The organism is Paraburkholderia sp. 35.1 (assembly GCF_050436525.1).
GTDB lineage: Bacteria > Pseudomonadota > Gammaproteobacteria > Burkholderiales > Burkholderiaceae > Paraburkholderia > Paraburkholderia tuberum.
Window position 1 is genome coordinate 2,648,187 of sequence record NZ_JBNDMJ010000003.1, and the last position, 15,809, is coordinate 2,663,995.

17 protein-coding genes are annotated in these 15,809 nt (G+C 63.8%); 8 read left to right on the forward strand and 9 right to left on the reverse strand.

All coding sequences use genetic code 11. The features are described 5' to 3' along the window. Positions 1–121 precede the first annotated feature (121 nt). The gene (locus tag OKW27_RS32340) at positions 122–952 is read right to left on the reverse strand and encodes a glycosyltransferase (protein ID WP_429335868.1); all 831 of its coding nucleotides are present in this window, start codon (positions 950–952) and stop codon (positions 122–124) included. Further along, a complete protein-coding gene (locus OKW27_RS32345; RefSeq protein WP_429335869.1) occupies positions 949–2,211 on the reverse strand; it encodes an oligosaccharide flippase family protein in 1,263 nt (420 codons plus the stop codon). The genes OKW27_RS32340 and OKW27_RS32345 overlap by 4 nt, the downstream gene beginning before the upstream one ends. 342 nt (positions 2,212–2,553) lie before the next feature. Between OKW27_RS32345 and OKW27_RS32350 the strand changes: the two genes are divergently transcribed. The 4 genes from OKW27_RS32350 to waaA all read left to right on the forward strand — a co-directional run bounded on the left by OKW27_RS32350 (position 2,554) and on the right by waaA (position 7,492). Then, positions 2,554–3,948, forward strand: coding sequence for a phosphomannomutase/phosphoglucomutase (locus OKW27_RS32350; RefSeq protein ID WP_184045478.1), 1,395 nt, complete (start codon positions 2,554–2,556; stop codon positions 3,946–3,948). Positions 3,949–4,123: 175 nt separating this feature from the next. Further along, complete coding sequence (waaC, locus tag OKW27_RS32355) at positions 4,124–5,125, forward strand: lipopolysaccharide heptosyltransferase I (protein ID WP_429335870.1); 1,002 nt, start codon at positions 4,124–4,126, stop codon at positions 5,123–5,125. Positions 5,126–5,205: 80 nt separating this feature from the next. After that, positions 5,206–6,090, forward strand: coding sequence for a Kdo hydroxylase family protein (locus OKW27_RS32360; protein WP_184020906.1), 885 nt, complete (start codon positions 5,206–5,208; stop codon positions 6,088–6,090). Positions 6,091–6,178: 88 nt separating this feature from the next. Beyond that, positions 6,179–7,492 carry a lipid IV(A) 3-deoxy-D-manno-octulosonic acid transferase gene (gene waaA, locus OKW27_RS32365; protein ID WP_429335871.1) on the forward strand — a complete coding sequence of 438 codons (1,314 nt, stop codon included), beginning with the start codon at positions 6,179–6,181 and terminating at the stop codon, positions 7,490–7,492. Between the two features lie 132 nt (positions 7,493–7,624). Here waaA and OKW27_RS32370 read toward each other — a convergent pair whose 3' ends face one another. Continuing rightward, positions 7,625–8,203 carry a hypothetical protein gene (locus OKW27_RS32370; RefSeq protein ID WP_429335872.1) on the reverse strand — a complete coding sequence of 193 codons (579 nt, stop codon included), beginning with the start codon at positions 8,201–8,203 and terminating at the stop codon, positions 7,625–7,627. Next, positions 8,193–8,483 carry a hypothetical protein gene (locus tag OKW27_RS32375; RefSeq protein WP_429335873.1) on the reverse strand — a complete coding sequence of 97 codons (291 nt, stop codon included), beginning with the start codon at positions 8,481–8,483 and terminating at the stop codon, positions 8,193–8,195. Before OKW27_RS32375 ends, OKW27_RS32370 begins: the two co-directional genes overlap by 11 nt. Positions 8,484–8,612: 129 nt before the next feature. On the opposite strand from OKW27_RS32375, the gene tnpA reads away from it, so the two are divergent. Genes tnpA through tnpC form a run of 3 tightly spaced genes read left to right on the forward strand, consistent with a single transcriptional unit; the run spans position 8,613 to position 10,933 of the window. Next, on the forward strand, positions 8,613–9,005 hold the full coding sequence (tnpA, locus tag OKW27_RS32380) for an IS66-like element accessory protein TnpA (protein ID WP_429333022.1): 393 nt from the start codon (positions 8,613–8,615) through the stop codon (positions 9,003–9,005). Beyond that, the gene (gene tnpB / locus OKW27_RS32385; protein WP_090806198.1) at positions 9,002–9,346 is read left to right on the forward strand and encodes an IS66 family insertion sequence element accessory protein TnpB; all 345 of its coding nucleotides are present in this window, start codon (positions 9,002–9,004) and stop codon (positions 9,344–9,346) included. Before tnpA ends, tnpB begins: the two co-directional genes overlap by 4 nt. 30 nt (positions 9,347–9,376) lie before the next feature. After that, complete coding sequence (gene tnpC, locus OKW27_RS32390) at positions 9,377–10,933, forward strand: IS66 family transposase (RefSeq protein WP_429335874.1); 1,557 nt, start codon at positions 9,377–9,379, stop codon at positions 10,931–10,933. A 59-nt stretch (positions 10,934–10,992) separates the two neighbouring features. Here the strand turns inward: tnpC and OKW27_RS32395 are convergent, their stop codons facing one another. Continuing rightward, positions 10,993–11,184 (reverse strand): hypothetical protein, encoded by a 192-nt coding sequence (locus OKW27_RS32395; RefSeq protein ID WP_429335875.1) that lies wholly within the window; start codon positions 11,182–11,184, stop codon positions 10,993–10,995. Positions 11,185–11,637: 453 nt separating this feature from the next. Between OKW27_RS32395 and OKW27_RS32400 the strand changes: the two genes are divergently transcribed. Further along, on the forward strand, positions 11,638–12,024 hold the full coding sequence (locus OKW27_RS32400; protein ID WP_429335876.1) for a hypothetical protein: 387 nt from the start codon (positions 11,638–11,640) through the stop codon (positions 12,022–12,024). Between the two features lie 12 nt (positions 12,025–12,036). Here OKW27_RS32400 and ureG read toward each other — a convergent pair whose 3' ends face one another. From ureG to ureC, 4 genes are read right to left on the reverse strand one after another with little or no spacing between them, the layout of a single operon-like run. Further along, positions 12,037–12,699: an urease accessory protein UreG gene (gene ureG / locus OKW27_RS32405; protein WP_429335877.1), complete on the reverse strand. Its 663-nt coding sequence runs from the start codon at positions 12,697–12,699 to the stop codon at positions 12,037–12,039. A 20-nt stretch (positions 12,700–12,719) separates the two neighbouring features. Next, entirely contained in the window at positions 12,720–13,400 is a 681-nt protein-coding gene (locus tag OKW27_RS32410) for an urease accessory protein UreF (protein WP_429336613.1), read from the reverse strand. Continuing rightward, positions 13,387–14,022: an urease accessory protein UreE gene (gene ureE / locus OKW27_RS32415; protein WP_429335878.1), complete on the reverse strand. Its 636-nt coding sequence runs from the start codon at positions 14,020–14,022 to the stop codon at positions 13,387–13,389. The genes OKW27_RS32410 and ureE overlap by 14 nt, the downstream gene beginning before the upstream one ends. Positions 14,023–14,024: 2 nt before the next feature. After that, the gene (gene ureC, locus OKW27_RS32420; protein ID WP_429335879.1) at positions 14,025–15,731 is read right to left on the reverse strand and encodes an urease subunit alpha; all 1,707 of its coding nucleotides are present in this window, start codon (positions 15,729–15,731) and stop codon (positions 14,025–14,027) included. Between the last annotated feature and the right edge of the window lie 78 nt (positions 15,732–15,809).

Genomic DNA, 15,809 nt, shown 5'->3' on the forward strand with positions numbered 1-15,809 from the left:
GCCGGGCGTTGAATGAAGTGTGGACCATTGATACGAAGACAGCGCCCTACGATGCGGCGCGAACCTCAGCGAATGAAGCGACAACGACAGCGGCAACGACAGCGCTCACACGCGGCGCGACTCAACGGTTCGCACGCGGCGTGAGCAGCACGCGCTTGACCTGCTGCAACGTGCGATAAGGCAGCATCAGATGCAACAGATTCTTCGCGAGGCCCAACCAGTCGTACGGATTGGCCACGTTGAAGTAGCGCAACTGCAAACGCAGCGTCGAACCGATCTGCCGGCGCCGTTTCGTCGCGCTGATGCCGCCTTCGTTCAGCTCATAGAAAAGGCCCAGTTCCGGCAGATTCGCGCAGTCATAGCGTTCCATCAGACGTACGAACAGATCGAGGTCCTCCGCCGAACGATACGCGGCGCGGTAGTTGCCGACTGTGCGGACGGCATCGATACGCAGCATCATCGACGGATGCGCGAGGCACGAGCGGAAAAAGCGCTGGCGCCGGATCACGTTCGGCTCGGCCGGCGGCGTCAGCATGAAAAGCGGCTCGCCCGTGCGCGTGACGACCTGGGTCCACATGCCGAGGCCCGCCACGTTCGGATGCGCTTGCATGAACGCGCGCTGCTTCGCGAGCCGCTGTGGCACCGCGCGATCGCCCGCGTCGATGCGCGCCGCATAGCGAAAGCCGCGCTGCGCGAGCGCGTCGACGCCGGTTCGCAGCGCACGCTCGATACCGCCGTTCTGCGCCATGCGCAGCACTTCGATCTTCAGGTTCGGCAGCGTGGGCGCGACGATCGGCGGCGTGCTGCCGTCATCGACGATCAGTACGTGCACTAGCGCACTTTCTTCGAACGACGCGAGCGTAGAATCGACGTCCGTCTGACCGTTATAGGCGGGTATCAGCACCGCGACGTCGTCGAGCGTGGTTTGCGCGGTGGCGGATGAATTCGTCATGGGCGCAATTTGAAACGGATGTAATAAAGATTGACCGAGGCGGCCGCCAGATAGCCGGCCGCGAGGCCGACGAGCGCGCCATACGCGCCGAGCCGCGGGATCGCCAGCAGATTGACCGCGAACGCGACGGCGAGCGCGAGCAGCCACTTGGCGAGCAATACGAATTTGGCCTGATATTTGAGTACGACCAGATTGCCGATCGCCTCGACACCGGCGGGAACCGACAGCCACACGGCCCAGCGGAAGATTTCGATCGCGCCTTCGAAGTCCGGCCCGAACACACGGCGGATGATGAAGCCCGCGAGCAGATCGAGCACGAACGCGCCGCACACCATCAGCACGGCGCTCAGCGCGGTGAGCCGCCACATGTTGCGGCGCAGTTGCGCGATGCCTTGCACGCGGTAGACGAATGCGGGCGCAATGGTTTGCGCGAGCATCAGCGCGAGCGTGATCCAGTTTTCATTCAACTGCTGGGCGGCCGAGTAGCGACCGAGGTCGGCGAACGAAATCGCGCGCTCGAGCATCAGCCGGTCCAGTTTCAGAAATAGATACATACAGATGAGCCCGAGCCAGAACACGGTGCCCGCGCTCGCGAAGTGCCTGAAGAGCGAACGTTCGACATGCCAGCCCAGCTTGCCGCCATGCCGGCGCATGAAGTAGAGCAACAGCACCGCGCCGATCGCCGCCGATTCGAGCGCCCACAGCCAGCCGAAACGCGCGGGCGCGGCCGTCGCGCGCACCAGCAGATAGACGAGAGCCGCCTTGATCACCGCGGTGCTCATGCTGGTCAGCAATTGCGGCTTGCTGTAGGTCATGCTTTGCAGCCACGCGTTGATCACGCCGACGAACGGCTCGCGAAACAGCATCGTCACCGCGAGGCCGGCGAGCATCGCACCGACGAGCGGTTCGAAGAAGTGCAGCGCAATGCCGAGCCACGTAAGCAGCAGCGCAACGGCCGAGACGGAGATGCGCAACGCGAACGCGCTGCCGAGGACGGTACCGAGTTGTCCGGGCGGCCGGTTGACGATGGTCGGTACGAGGATTTCCGTGCCGCAGACCCAGGTGATCGGCGACAGCACCAGCAGCAGCGTATTCGCGTACTGCCATTTGCCGAACGTTTCGGGCCCGAAGTAACGCGCGAGCATGCCGCTGATCACGATTGCGACGCCGATCTGCGTGAGCCGCTCGAGACCCAGCCAGACGATGTTCGTAAACGCTCGGGTGACGTCGGGATTGGCGAAGCGCTTGACCGTCAGCATCCGTTGGCCGCTCGCCGCTGCGCGTCGGTCAAGCCGCCTCGCACGGCCATGCATGCGGCGCTATGCGCATTCGCCCACCCGGCCGGCAGCCACGGCAACTTTACAAATGGAGGGCGTCTAAGCATTAGAATGGCGGTATTCAGGCTGGTCAGAAAAACGCAATTATAAGTTGGAACCGGACCGCTTCCGGCAAGGGCGCATCGAGGCGCGGTAACAGGTGTTTTTAACGTGAGTATTACCGTGGTTTTTAACGCGAATTTTTACCGCGTTTTAACCGGCGATTGTTACCGGTCGAGGTCGGTGCGCAGGTCAAAATTTTCCATTGCACGCAAGTGAGCCAACATGATCTCCAAATCCATTTTCAAGGCGTATGACATTCGTGGCGTCATTGGCAAGACGCTCGACGCCGACGCCGCGCGTTCCATCGGTCGCGCATTCGGCAGCGAAGTGCGCGCCCAGGGCGGCGACGCGGTCGTGGTCGCGCGCGACGGACGCCTGTCGGGCCCCGAGCTGATCGGGGCGCTGTCCGACGGCCTGCGTGCGGCCGGCGTCGATGTCGTGAACGTGGGCATGGTGCCCACACCGGTCGGCTACTTCGCGGCGAGCGTACCGTTGAAGCTGGCGGGCGGCGAGCGCCGCGTCGACTCGTGCATCGTCGTGACGGGTAGCCATAATCCGCCGGACTACAACGGCTTCAAGATGGTGCTGCGCGGCGCGGCCATTTACGGCGAGCAGATTCTCGCGCTGCATCAGCGCATCGTCGACGAGAACTTCGCCGACGGCAGCGGCAGCTACGCCGAGTACGACATCGCCGACGCGTATCTCGAGCGCATCGCGAGCGACGTGAAGCTCGCGCGTCCGATCAAGATCGTCGTCGATACCGGCAACGGCGTGGCCGGTGGGCTCGCGCCGAAGCTGTTCAGGAAGCTCGGCTGCGAACTCGTCGAACTGTTCACCGAAGTCGACGGCAACTTCCCGAATCACCACCCGGACCCGGCGCACCCGGAGAACCTCGAAGACGTGATTCGCGCGCTGAAGGAAACGGATGCGGAAATCGGCTTCGCGTTCGACGGCGACGGCGACCGCCTCGGCGTCGTCACCAAAGACGGCCAGATCATCTACCCGGACCGTCAGCTGATGCTGTTCGCCGAAGAAGTGCTGTCGCGCAACAAGGGCGCGCAGATCATTTACGACGTGAAGTGCACGCGCAATCTCGCGAAGTGGGTCAAGGACAAAGGCGGCGAGCCGCTGATGTGGAAGACCGGCCACTCGCTCGTGAAGGCGAAGCTGCGCGAAACCGGCGCGCCGCTGGCTGGCGAAATGAGCGGCCACGTGTTCTTCAAGGACCGCTGGTATGGTTTCGACGACGGCCTGTACACGGGAGCGCGTCTGCTCGAGATCCTCACGCGTGTCGCCGACCCGAGCAAGCTGCTGAACTCGCTGCCGAACTCGCACTCCACGCCCGAGCTGCAGCTGAAACTCGAGGAAGGCGAGAACTTCGAGCTGATCGCGCGTATGCAGCAGAACGCGAAGTTCACCGGCGCGGACAACGTCGTGAAGATCGACGGTCTGCGCGTCGAGTATCCGGACGGCTTCGGCCTCGCGCGTTCGTCGAACACGACGCCGGTCGTGGTGATGCGTTTCGAGGCGGACAACGACGCAGCGCTCAAACGCATCCAGGACGACTTCCGCCGCGTGATTCTCGCGGAGAAGGCCGATGCGAAACTGCCGTTCTGACGGCTGATGCGGCGCTGCGCTTCGAGGTTCGTCAAGACGGCTCGAAGCGTCGCCCCTACCGAACGCGGCGCGGGTTGCCTTACCGCGCCGCGTTTTTCATGTCTTTCATGGACGGCGCGCTAGAATTGCGGTCCTTTCAACGCATCTTCGAGCCGGATCGCCGGTTTTCCCACTCTTGAGCGCGCAAAAGATACTGATCGTGAGGGTGTCGTCGCTGGGCGACGTCGTTCACAACATGCCCGTGATCGCCGACATCCGGCGCCGTCATCCCGACGCGCAGATCGACTGGCTCGTCGAGGAAAGCTTCGTCGGGCTCGTGGAACTCGTGGCCGGCGTGCGGCGCGCGATTCCGGTGTCGCTGCGGCGCTGGCGCAAGCGCATCCTGTCCGTCGACAACTGGCGCGAGATCGGCGCGTTTCGCCGCGCGCTCGCCGCCGAGCACTACGATCTGGTGATCGACTGCCAGGGCCTCATCAAGACCGCGTGGGTCGCGAACATGGCGCGCGGACCGCTCGTCGGCCTCGGCAACCGTACCGAAGGCGCCGGCTACGAATGGCCGGTGCGCTTTTTCTACGGGCGCCGCGTGCCGATCGCGCCGCGCACGCACGTGGTCGAACGCACGCGTCAACTGGTGGCCGCGGCGCTGAACGATCCGCCGCCGCAACCCACCGACGACATCGACTTCGGTCTCGACACGGGCCGTGCCGCGCTCGCGCTGTCGCAGGCGAATCTGAATCTGCCGGTGCCGTACGTGGTGTTCGTGCACGCGACTTCGCGCGCCGACAAGCAGTGGCCCGATGCCGCGTGGATCGAACTCGGGCAGGCGCTGGTGCGGCGCGGCGCGTCGATCGTGCTGCCGTGGGGCAGCGACGCCGAGCGCGCGACCAGCGAGCGGCTCGCGAAGGAGTTCGGCGCGGCCGCGATCGTGCCGCCGAAGCTGTCGCTGCCGGCGGTGGTGGGGCTGATCGATGGCGCCGCCGCGACGGTCGGGGTTGACACAGGTCTGGTCCATATCGCGGCGGCGCTGAAGCGGCCCACGGTCGAGTTGTACAATTTCTCGACCGCGTGGCGCACCGGCGGCTACTGGTCGCCGAACGTCGTCAATCTCGGCGCGGCGGGGCAGCCGCCTACGCTGCAGCAGGTGAAGTCGGTGCTTGCCGGCTTCGGGCTGTTGTAACCCGGGCCGGCCGGCATCAGCACCTGCTGCATCCTGTCGGTGCGCTTCGCCTTGCGCACCCTCCGTTCCAAAGGGCGACCATGAACGAAACCCAGATCATCGAAGTAGCGAACGCCGACTGGCACGGCTGCAACCTGTCCGTGCCTCGAGAGACGCTGCTCGCCGGCGTCGAGCGCGGCAAGGTGCTGTACTTCCCGAACCTGCGCTTCGCGATCGACGGTGGCGAGCAGGCGCTGCTCGACCCGGCGCTCGCCGATCCGAACCGCAAGAACATCAGCCTCGAACCGAACGGCGGCGCGCTGCATGGCGTGGCCGGCGATGCGGTCACGCAATCGGCGGTGCGCGCGTTGATCGCGCGTTATCAGGCGAATGCGCGCACGCTCGTCGACGGGCTCTTTCCCGAGTACAGCGGCAAGCTGCGGGTCGCGCCGACGAGCCTGCGGCTGCATCAGGTCGAGACTCGCGAAACCTCGTGGCGCAAGGACGATAGCCGTCTGCATGTCGACGCGTTTCCGTCGCGGCCGAATTACGGCGAGCGCATCCTGCGCGTGTTCACCAACGTCAATCCCCATGGCGTGCCGCGCGTATGGCGCGTCGGCGAGCCGTTCGAGGACATGGCGCAGCGCTTCCTGCCGCGTATCAAGCCGCAGATGCCCGGCTCCGCGTGGCTGCTGAACCTGCTGCACGTGACCAAATCGCTGCGCAGCGAATACGATCATCTGATGCTCAGTCTGCACGACGGCATGAAGGCCGACCTCGACTATCAGAAGACGAGCCCGCAACAGACCATGCCGTTTCCACCGGGCAGCGTGTGGGTGTGCTTCTCCGACCAGACCTCGCATGCGGTGATGTCCGGCCAGTTCATGCTGGAGCAGACTTTCTTCCTGCCAGTGAAGGCGATGGCGCAGCCGGAATGCGCGCCGCTCGGCATTCTCGAGCGCCTGAAGGGCAGGGCGCTGGTTTGAGCGCGGCGGTCGATTCGAGGGCCGGGCAGATGCCGGCCCGCATCGCGCGAGTGAGCGCGCTGCGCTTTCCGAATCACGCGGGGCGCCGATGCTAAGGGCGATCTATCGCGCGCTCTGGTGGCTCATCGCGCCGCTTGCGGTGCTGCGTCTGTTGATCCGTTCGCGTAAGGAGCGCGGTTATCGCGAGCATATCGGCGAGCGCTTCGGTTATTCGCGCGGGCGCCTGTTGGAGGACGGCGCGCCGTTGATCTGGGTGCATGCGGTGTCGGTCGGCGAGACGCGCGCCGCGCAGCCGCTGATCGATGCGCTGACGAAGGCGCGCCCCGACGCGCGCATTCTGCTTACGCACATGACGCCGAGCGGCCGCGCGACCGGCATCGAGATTTTCGGCGACCGCGTGTTGCGCAGTTATCTACCGTACGACATGCCGCATGCGGTACGGCGCTTCTTGCGCGGGTGGCGGCCGTCGCTCGGTCTCGTGATGGAAACCGAGGTGTGGCCGACCCTGATCGACGAGTGCCGTCGCGCCGACGTGCCGCTCGTGCTGACCAACGCGCGGATGTCGGCACGTTCGTTCAAGCGCGCGGCGAAATACGGCGGTGCGACGAAGGACGTGTTCGGCGGCTTCGCGCGCGTGCTCGCGCAGAGTCCGTCCGATGCCGAGCGGTTGACCTCGCTCGGCGCGCGCAATGTCGCGGTGCTCGGCAATCTGAAGTTCGACATGAGCACGCCGCCCGAACTCGCGGCACGCGGCCACGCGTGGCGCGCGGCGATCGGCACGCGGCCCGTGTGGGTCGCGGCGAGCACGCGCGAGGGCGAAGAAGCGCTCGTGCTCGAGGCGTTCGCGGCGCTCGGCATCGACGATGCGCTGCTGATTCTGGTGCCGCGTCATCCGCAGCGCTTCAATGAAGTCGCGGCGCTCGTCGAGAAAGCGGGGTTGCGGCTCGAACGGCGATCGAGTTGGGCGCCCGATGCGAAGGTCGCGTCGGCGGCGCGCACCGCTGACGATGGCGTGGCGCCGCTGCCTCGCGAGATGAACGTGCTGCTCGGCGATTCGATGGGCGAGTTGGGCGCTTACTACGCGGCGTCGGATCTTGCGTTTATCGGCGGCAGTCTGTTGCCGCTTGGCGGACAGAACCTGATCGAAGCGTGCGCGGTCGGCGTGCCGGTGCTGATCGGGCCGCACGTGTTCAACTTCACGCAAGCCACCGCCGATGCGGTCGCGGCCGGTGCCGCCGTGCAGGTGCAGGACCCGGCCGATCTGGCGCGCGCGCTGCGCGAGCTGTTCGGCGACAAGTCGCGGCGGCTCGCGATGGGCGGTGCGGCTGCCGCGTTTGCGGCGAGGCATCGCGGGGCGACGGCGAGGACGGTGGATGTGTTGGCGGCGTTGTTGCCGGAGTAGTCTCGGAACGCCGCTGACGACCGCGCCGAGCGAATTATTCAAGCCGCAAGCGCCACGCACTTTGTGGCTAACGCTTGCTTATGTGATATGAACGGTCCGAGTGTTATTGCTGCTTCGCGACAGACTCGTCGCTTATTGGGCTTGTGTCGGCGCTACGGCGTCGACCGCTTCCTCTTCCTGCGGAGGTGTGTGGGTCTGCCGGATTTGCTCAATCATCTTGGTTAAGACATCAAAAGCCGTTTCCGGCGCAGCTTGCGTCGGGGTTGGTTTGCCTGGGTTTTGATGTGCAATCCAATCGCGATATTGCTTGATTTGCTTGACCTGCCCGATGAGATCGGAGTCAACTTCGCCTTTGAAAAGATTGAGAATCTCACCAAACTTCCAATATTCGACTTCATTCTCGAACTTTTCAGCCAGCTTGTCGGAATACTGCTGCGGATATCCGGCGGCCAGCAGCCGATTGGCCGTTTGCAGATGCTCGATGACGAACCGCTCAAATGTGGCGAATAGCGCCAAAATGGCAAGGTCAGCCGCTTGCCTGGCTGCGTCTTGAAGGGCGGTATTTGCTTCCTCCGGAGTTGCCCCAATGAACTGTGTGCGTCGGATGAGTTCTTCGTGCTGGATTTGAATCGTGCGCGTGGCGACTTTGAAGCAATCGTTCGCCACAGCAAATGCCTTATAGACTGGATCCAGAGGATTATTAAAATTCATAGTCGGAAACATCCGTGAGCAGGTCAAGAAACAGACTCTCTTCAACGCGCTTTGCTCGACGTACTCTGGCCTCGATCCAGTACCAGCCATCTCCGTCGCCTCCAGAAAGCATGGGTGCCGACGACGAGGTTGTGTTTTTTCCACCAACGGTAGTCTGCATCGAAAACGTCGGACCTTTTCCAACGTAGAAAAGGAACGCATGTCTCGTCACACGGCCGATTAGATCCACTCTCCCGTGCGCGCCGATGATTTTCGATCCGACAGGCTGGATCTCGGCCACTGACACTCCGTCCTTTGATATGTGAAGGCTCGGGGCATCATAGTAAGCACCTCACGACGACCGTCGTAGACGGCGGCGAGAACCGACATCAAAGTGGTGCCCATCATTTTCGATTTGATGGACATCACTGTGACAGAGTCGGAAGCCAAGCCGGGTAGCCGCAAGGGGCGCCCGAATTATGATCGCGAATTTCGACGCCGGCTTGCGGCCGCGGCATGTGAGCCTGGTGCGTCGGTCGCGAAGCTGGCGCGGGACAATGGCATCAATGCAAACATGCTGTTCACCTGGCGGCGTCGCTATCGCGAGCAATTGCAGGCGGAAACGACGTGCCTGATTCCAGTGGCGGTGGTTCATGAGACGCCGCCGCAGCGCGTGGCGATGCCCCCAGATGCAAGGGACGTCTGCAACCGGACTGCACGAGCCGGGACGATCGAGATCCGGTTCGGTGACGTGGTAGTCAAGGTCAACGGCATCGTCGACGCCGACACGCTACGCGTCGTGCTGGGGAGCGTGCGATCGTGATCTCTCTACCCACGGGTACACGCGTCTGGCTGGTGGCGGGCGTCACCGACATGCGCTGCGGGTTCCAGGGGCTGGCGGCAAAGGTGCAGACGGCGCTCGAGGACAATCCGCTGGGTGGCAACGTGTTCATCTTCCGGGGACGGCGCGGCGATCTCGTGAAGGTCATGTGGGCGACCGAGGACGGGCTCTGGCTTCTTGCGAAGCGGCTTGAGCGGGGCCGCTTCGTCTGGCCGCAGGCCGATGGCGGCAAGGTCCATCTGACGGCGGCGCAATTGTCGATGTTGCTCGAAGGCATCGATTGGCGGCAGCCGCGTCGCACCGCTGCACTGTCGATGTTGTAAACCGAGCAGAAGACTCGTAAACTGCGCCGCATGTCGAACGGCGCCGAACTTCCTGACGATGTTGCAACCCTGCGAGCCTTGCTGGTCGAGGCCCGTGCCCAGCTTGCCGAGCGCGATCTGGAGATCGAGCAGCTCAAGGCGCAGATCGACAAGCTCAAGCGCATGCAGTTCGGCCGCAAGTCCGAGCAGTTGGACCGGGAGGTCGCGCGGCTCGAAACCGCGCTCGAGGACTTGACCGGTGAGCGTGGTGTCGCTGATGTGCGACGCGCCCGCCAATCAAGCGCGAGCACGCCTGTGGGCGACGCATCGCCGAAAGAAGCGCTGCCGCCGCATCTGCCACGCGAAGAACGCGTACTCGACGCCGACGCGACCTGCCCGAAGTGCGGCAGCGCCATGCAGCCGCTCGGAGAAGACGTGTCCGAGCAGCTCGCCCGCGTCGCGGCAATGTTCAAGGTGATCCGCACGATCCGGCGCAAGACGGTCTGTCCGTGCGGCCACCACTTCTCGCAGCCGTCCATGCCAGGCCTGCCGATCACGCGCAGCATTGCCCATCCGAGCCTGCTGGCCGACATCCTCGTCTCGAAGTACGCTGACCACGCGCCGTTGTACCGGCAGTCGCAGATTGCCGCGCGCGACGGCGTGAAGCTGGATCCGGCCAGCATGGGACGCTGGGTCGGCCAGTGCGAGGCCCTTTGCGATGCACTGACCGAGGCACTGCGCCGCTACACGGTGGCACCGTCGAAGCTGCACGCGGATGACACGCCTATCCCGGTGCTCGAGCCGGGCAAGAAGAAGACGAAGACTGGGCGCCTGTGGGTGTATGTGCGCGATGACACCCGTTCGGGCTCGACCGAACCGGCCGCAGTGTGGTTTGCTTACTCGCCGGACCGCAAAGGCATCCATCCCCAGACCCATCTGGCCGGATTCGAGGGCATCCTTCAGGCCGACGCCTACAGCGGCTTCAACGAACTGTACGAGAGCGGCAAGATTCGCGAGGCTGCATGCTGGGACCACGCGAGACGGTACATATACGACGTGCATGCCCGAACGCCTACCGAGGCGACCCGGGAGGTGCTCGAGCTGATCGGTGCACTTTACGGCATCGAGGCGGACATCCGCGGCAAACCCGCCGCTGAACGGCTGCGCGTGCGGCAGGAGAAAAGCGTGCCGCTGCTGGCGACCATCAAGACGTGGATGACGGACAAGCTCGCAACGCTGTCGAAGAAATCCGAACTGGCCAAAGCGATCCGTTACTCGCTCAACCAGTGGGATGCGCTCGTGCTGTATTGCGAAGAGGGCCGTGCCGAGATCAGCAACGCCCTGGCGGAAAACGCGCTGCGCTGTGTGAGTCTGGGCCGCAAGAACTTCCTGTTCGCCGGCTCCGACAGCGGAGGCGAGCGGGCAGCCGCGATGTACGGTCTGATCGGCACATGCAAGCTCAACGGGATCAACCCGCGCGCCTACCTCGAATACGTCCTGACCCATATCGCTGACCATCCCATTAACCGCATCGACGAACTGTTGCCCTGGAACGTGGCCACGAAGCTGCCTCGGCAGTCTGGCCCATCGGCGTCTGCTGACACGTAACCCGATTCCCGATCATGCCTCACGCGGGCGCCGCGTTGCGGACGGCCGTCGCGAGGTGCTTACGCATCATATTGGGCCATCATCTCTTCACTGAGTGTTGTGACGTCGCGTTCCACGGTTAGACCATGGTCTCTGCACCAGGCACTCACTTCCCCCAGGAAGGTTGTGACGCGCTGCACATATTCGGCGGAAGAAGAGCCTGCATCTTCGGTTTTTGGTTCAGCCATTGTCTGTCCTTGTATCGTCAGCATGCGCGCACTGCGGCACGCCAACGTCTGCCAGCACAGTCCACATATTTGCGCGTATCAGTGAGATATGAGCAAATGTTCTCGCGCTCACATCTGAAGCCTCAGCGTACCACTGAATCCGTCGCAAAATCTTCAAGGCTAGCATGTCGCTGGTTGGACCAATTGCTGTTTCACCTCTGGCAATGACACTTTTCTCCCAACTGGGTTTTCGGCGGGATCGTGCCGCGATTCCACTAGACGTTCCCATCCATCCGGTCAAACGTGTATGTTCCCGTTTTCACCGAATGCTGCCGGAGTTCGTGTGGGACGCAGGCGTACTCGAAGGGAATCCGTCGACGTTCGTCGAGGTGAAGACATTGCTCGACGGCATCACCGCCGGTGGTCGGAAGATATCCGATCATGAGCAGATTTTGAACCTCGCGAACGCTTCAAAGCGTTTGCTGGCGCTGTTGCGGAATGATCGATTCACGCTCGCCAAGCTTACGTTCGGCGATTTGCAGAGCCACGTGGCAGCGCGTAACGAAGCGCTCGAGTGGGGGCGTTTTCCGAGGTGAAGGTGAACAAACGCGCTATACGCCCGACGTCGCGCTGGGTGAGGCGGGGCGGTATACGCCTTTGCCTACCGTGCCGGGTGCTCCAGAGCTCAACTGGGTTTTCGGCGCAGGGACCCGCGCGCTCAGCGAAGAAGTTTCCAATCCATTCGAACGCGGCTGCGCGTTCTTCCTGTTCGGCGCGTTGCAGCAGTTTTTCTTCGACGGCAACGAAAAGATGGTGCGCTTCTATTTATCGAAGGATGGCACCGAAATGATGGCATTCCTGCGCGAATGCCATCCTGGCGAGTGAAGCGTCACTTGCTTACACCTTCAACAATCCCTTCTTTTCAATAAACTTCACCACGTCGTCGAGGCCCTCGAGCGCCTTCAGATTACACATCACAAACGGCCGCTCGCCGCGCATCTTCCTCGCGTCCGATGCCATCACGTCGAGGTTCGCGCCCACCAGCGGCGCCAGATCCGTCTTGTTGATCACGAGCAGATCCGACTTCGTGATCCCAGGTCCGCCCTTGCGCGGAATCTTCTCGCCGCCCGCGACGTCGATCACGTAGATCGTCAGGTCCGACAGCTCCGGGCTGAAGGTCGCCGCGAGGTTGTCGCCGCCCGATTCGATGAACACGATGTCCGCATCCGGAAAACGCGTGAGCATGCGGTCGACCGCTTCGAGGTTGATCGATGCGTCCTCGCGGATCGCGGTGTGCGGGCAGCCGCCCGTCTCGACGCCCATGATGCGCTCGGCCGGCAGCGCGCCCGCGACGGTCAGCAGACGCTGATCCTCTTTCGTATAGATGTCGTTCGTGATCGCGACGAGGTCGTACTGGTCGCGCATCGCCTTGCACAGCATTTCGAGCAGCGTGGTCTTGCCCGAGCCAACCGGGCCGCCGACGCCCACGCGCAGCGGCGGCAGCTTCTTCGTGCGGATCTGGCTCGCGGTATGGGAAGCGGAATGATGAGATGCGTTCATGATGGATCGTGGGAATCGTGCTACGAGCGGAAGAGCCGCGAATACTGCGACTCGTGGCGCGCCGACAGAATGCCGAGCTGCGGCGCGAACGTGTTGAGGTCGTCACGCGAGGTCGCCAGCGCGCGCGCGACGGCCGCGTCGATCGGCTCACGCAGCGTGACGATGATGCGTTGCCCCGCGAGTTGGCCGAGCGGCACCGCCTTCAACGCGGCGGCGGCCTGGTTCTCGACCCAACTGAACGCATAGGCGGCGAGCGCGGCATCGACCCGAGCATTGTGCGCGTGAGCGGCGAATGCGAACGCGCTCGGCTGCGCGAGCGGCGTCAGCGACGCGAGCGTTTCGCGCCTCGCCACGTCGCCCCATTCGAGCGACACACACAGCTGTCGCAGCGACCAGCCCATCTGCTCCGTTTCGCGGCGCAGTTCGGCGGACTCGCGGCTCGCGAGGAATTCGGCGTTGGCGTCGGCGAGTTCCACGGCGTCGTGCGTGCGCCAGCGTTCGATCTGCTGCGCGAGGAACGGCAACTCGCCGCGCGCGAGCACGTCGGTCAGGCCGCGTTCAATCCATATGCGCGCGGAGTCGGCATCGGTAATGAGCTGCGCTTCAATCGCCGCTTCGAGACCCTGCGAATAGCTGAACGCGCCAATCGGCAGTGCTGGCGACGCTAGATGCAGCAGCGCGGTGAATTCAGCGATGCGCATGACGATGCGGGTGGTGTCCATGTCCGCACGATTCGTCGTGCACGTGGTCATGGTCGTGATCGTGCGAGTGCGAAGAGCCCTCATGGGCATGAGCATGCTCATGCCCATGATGCTCACCAAACACCTGCTGCGCGATCGCATAGTCCTCGGCGAACGTCTCGTCGTGCCCATGCTTATGTCCACCGCCATACGCCCCGGCTTCAGGCTGAAACGGCAGCGACACCCGCTCGACCGTGGCGCCGATGCGCTCGAGCATGTCGGCGAGCACCGGATCGTATTCGAGTTTCAGATAATCGGCGCCCACTTCGACCGGCGTATGACGATTACCGAGGTGATAGGCGGCGCGCGTCAACGTCAACGCGTCCGATGCGCGTACGACAAGCACGGCTTCATCAGCCGCAACGACACGCACGAGCCCGCCATCATCGGCGACGAGCACGTCGCCATCGCGCAGCACGGTGCCGCGCGGCAACAGCAATGCGATTTCCTCGCCGTCATCGAGCGTCGCGGCGAGACGGCTCTTGCGACGTTCATCGAACGCGAGCGTCAAGGTCGGCGCGCGCTTGACGAGTACCGGCGCGATCTTCAGATGCGGCGCGAGAAGTTTGTTCAGTGTACGCATGATCAGAACAGGAAATAGCGTTGCGCCATCGGCAGCACGGTGGCCGGATCGCAGGTCAGCAACTGGCCGTCGGCGATCACCTGATAGGTTTCCGGATCGACGCTGATGTTCGGGCGCCACGCGTTGTGAATCATGTCGGCCTTCGTCACGTTGCGGCAGTTCTTCACCGCGACGATGCGCTTGTGCAAACCATAGCGTTCGGCCACATTCGCATCGGCGGCGAGTTGCGACACGAAGGTCAGCGACGTGCGGCCCAGCGCTCCGCCGCGCGTCGCGAACATCTCGCGATAGTGCACGGGCTGCGGCGTCGGAATCGATGCATTCGGATCGCCCATCTGCGCCATCGCGATCATGCCGCCCTTCAGGATCAGCGACGGCTTGATGCCAAAGAACGCCGGCTCCCAGAACACGAGGTCGGCCCACTTGCCCGGTTCGATCGAACCGACTTCATGCGCGATGCCGTGCGTAATCGCCGGATTGATCGTGTACTTCGCGACATAGCGTTTCGCGCGGAAATTGTCGTGGCGCGCGTTGTCGTCGGGCAGCGCGCCGCGTTGCACCTTCATCTTGTGCGCGGTCTGCCACGTGCGGATGATCACTTCGCCGACGCGGCCCATCGCCTGCGAATCCGAAGAAAGCATCGACAGCGCGCCGAGATCGTGCAGGATGTCCTCGGCGGCGATCGTCTCGCGGCGAATCCGCGATTCGGCGAACGCGATGTCTTCGGCAATCGACGGATCGAGGTGATGGCACACCATCAGCATGTCGAGATGCTCGTCGAGCGTGTTGACCGTGTAGGGCCGCGTCGGATTCGTCGACGACGGCAGCACATTCGCTTCGCCGCACACCTTGATGATGTCCGGGGCGTGGCCGCCGCCCGCGCCTTCGGTGTGATACGTGTGGATCGTCCGTCCCTTGAACGCGGCGACGGTCGCTTCGACGAAGCCCGCTTCGTTTAGCGTATCCGTGTGGATCGCGACCTGCGTGTCGGTATCGTCGGCGACGCCAAGGCAGTTGTCGATCGCCGCGGGCGTCGTGCCCCAGTCTTCGTGCAGCTTCAAACCGATCGCGCCCGCGGCGATCTGTTCGGTCAGCGGGGCCGGCTGGCTCACGTTGCCCTTGCCGAGAAAGCCGAGGTTCATCGGATAGCCGTCGGCCGCTTGCAGCATGCGTTCGAGATGCCATGGCCCCGGCGTGCAGGTGGTCGCATTCGTGCCGGTCGCGGGGCCGGTGCCGCCGCCGAGCATCGTCGTCACGCCGCTCGCGAGCGCTTCCTCGATCTGCTGCGGGCTGATGAAGTGGATGTGCGTATCGATGCCGCCCGCGGTCACGATCAGCCCTTCGCCCGCGATCACTTCGGTGGCCGCGCCAATCGCGATCGTCACATTCGGCTGGATGTCGGGATTGCCGGCCTTGCCGATCGCCGCGATGCGGCCGTCCTTGATGCCGATGTCGGCCTTCACGACGCCCCAGTGATCGAGGATCACCGCGTTCGTCACGACGGTATCGACGACCTCGGCATGCACGCGCTGCGACTGGCCCATGCCGTCGCGAATCACCTTGCCGCCGCCGAACTTGACCTCTTCGCCGTAGGTCGTGAAGTCGCGCTCGATCTCGATCAGCAGTTCGGTGTCGGCGAGGCGCACGCGGTCGCCGGTGGTGGGGCCGAACATCTCCGCGTATGCGCGGCGGCCAATGCGTAGTGTCATGGTGTGGGTCCGAAATGAGCTACAAGCGAGCGACAGGCAAGGCAAGGCGGAGCAGGGCGGTCGAAACGCCAGGGCGCG